At 45.8% G+C, this 1,754-nt stretch carries 4 protein-coding genes; 3 read left to right on the top strand and 1 reads right to left on the bottom strand.

The features are described 5' to 3' along the window. From AC6I5A_RS06445 to AC6I5A_RS06435, 3 genes are all read left to right on the top strand, one after another. The coding region (locus tag AC6I5A_RS06445) for an ImmA/IrrE family metallo-endopeptidase (protein ID WP_497900549.1) at nt 1–438 on the top strand (438 nt) is incomplete at its 5' end. A 178-nt stretch (nt 439–616) separates the two neighbouring features. Beyond that, nucleotides 617–763 carry a YvrJ family protein gene (locus AC6I5A_RS06440; RefSeq protein WP_497900548.1) on the top strand — a complete coding sequence of 49 codons (147 nt, stop codon included), beginning with the start codon at nt 617–619 and terminating at the stop codon, nt 761–763. A gap of 18 nt (nt 764–781) precedes the next feature. Beyond that, a complete protein-coding gene (locus AC6I5A_RS06435) occupies nt 782–1,231 on the top strand; it encodes a peptidoglycan recognition protein family protein (RefSeq protein WP_034613233.1) in 450 nt (149 codons plus the stop codon). 166 nt (nt 1,232–1,397) lie between these two features. On the opposite strand, the gene AC6I5A_RS06430 is transcribed toward AC6I5A_RS06435, so the two are convergent. Continuing rightward, nucleotides 1,398–1,754, bottom strand: a 357-nt coding sequence (locus tag AC6I5A_RS06430) for a DUF8462 domain-containing protein (RefSeq protein ID WP_034613230.1), incomplete at its 5' end; no start/stop codon positions are given.

The following is a 1,754-nucleotide window of genomic DNA, read 5'->3' as shown; positions in this document are numbered from 1 at the left end:
GGACATCTGTGGATGCATCCAGGCGTTTTTACGAAGAGCGAAATGCAGCTGTCTTTATTCGGAAATGGTAAATTGCGACCGGTTACCTGCTGCAGAAAAACGGATATTGAGGGCTTCGGAAAGAGATGTGATTATAGAACCCCGGAGCAGTGGCGGGAGCATCAGGCTGATTATTTCGCCTCGGCGATGGCCATGCCGGGCGCTACATTTATACCGTTGGTGCAGGAAGTTCTAAAATCACAGGGGCTAACAGAGGGCCAGATTATTGAGGATGCCGGTTTTGATGAATATTTTCTTGCCCACGAAGTGCTCCCGCAGATGTTGGTAGATACTTATGGTGTTTCGAGAACAGCCGCCTACGTGAAGTTAAGAAAATTTGGATTCGTAGTAGACCGGGAAAACGTTAACAAGGAGAAAAGGCAGCTGCGGATTTTTTAAATAAAGATAAAAATTTTTACACACCCATTACGCGATTTGGCGAAACAGGAGTAAAACTCAAACGTGGGTCGATAAAACAGCGGTTGAGAAAGCTGATGAATACCGGGGGTATCAAAACCGTTTTTTGGTGAGCAGGCATAAACCCTAATTAAAAGGTTATAGAAAGGGAGGGAATTGCATGGAAGAGATGTTGAAGCTCGTCGGCAATTTTGGCTTTCCGATCGTGGTGAGTGCCTATTTGCTGGTCAGAATCGAAAGGAAACTTGACGAACTTTCCGCGAGCATCACAGAACTGGCCAAGGCTGTTGCTGTCCTGAAAGTTTGAAAAGGAGGGAAACTATAAATGGAGTGGCAAAAGATCGTAATTCACCACGCGGCTAGTCCAACTGAGGTGCGGCGCTTCGGCAAGCAGGTGCCTGTAAACGCGGCCATGATACGGGAGTGGCATACAACCAAGGGATGGAGTGATATCGGCTATCACTTCGTGATTCTGCCGGATGGACGCTGTGAAGCGGGCAGACCCTTGTATCGGCCGGGAGCACATTGCAATGTTGGGCAGCGTAATTTTATCGGCATCGGAATTTGTCTGGTGGGAAATTTCAGTGAGACGAAGGTACCGGACGCCCAACTAGCCGGGCTGGTGAAGAAAGTCGTGCAGCTATTAGAAGCTTTTAAGCTGGGAGTTGGCGACGTCGAGCTGCACCGAGATGTCCCTGGGGCTGCCACGGAATGTCCGGGGAAGTATTTCCCGGAGGATATTTTCAAGCAGGAACTGGAAGCCAGGTTTAGTTAAAGCGATTAACATCTAAATTTAAGAGATAGGCTTGTTCAGGTATTATTATGAACTAGCCTATCTCTTTTGTGTATGGTTATTCAATATAATTCTTTATAAATTCTGAAATAGGATTGTTACTTTTCCAGGCTTTGATGGAACCAAAACCCATACTTAAGATGCGTAGTTAAGATTTCTGTTTAAAATCCGGGTGTACTCTCTTGATAAATGCATCGAATTGAGGAACGGTAAAATCTATCTCACCATAGCTAGTCGAATAAATCAACCCTTTGCTGATTAGTTTACTTCGGAAAATCGAAATCGAAGTAACGTTGCGTTTCATAACTTGTGCTACATTGGCAATCGTACAAGGGAGCTCTCCACACTTGACCATGGCTGCCATAAATGATTTTTCGGTTTGCGTGCATCGGTCATACCGAACCTGGAAGAAGCCTGCATCCAGTTTCGCATTTGTTGGGTCAATGTTTGCGCTGACGGTATCAATGCCGATTGCCTTAGTGTCGTGATTTTCCCAGATGGTGCT

The organism is Desulfosporosinus sp. Tol-M2, from assembly GCF_059735615.1.
Note: the sequence above shows the minus strand (reverse complement) of the source record. Positions and strands in the feature narration are given on the sequence as shown.

What these genes read in the sequence shown, in the direction of transcription:
- AC6I5A_RS06435 (WP_034613233.1), top strand. Translation starts at nt 782, where the DNA reads ATGGAGTGGCAAAAGATCGTAATTCACCACGCGGCTAGTCCAACTGAG.
- AC6I5A_RS06440 (WP_497900548.1), top strand. Translation starts at nt 617, where the DNA reads ATGGAAGAGATGTTGAAGCTCGTCGGCAATTTTGGCTTTCCGATCGTG.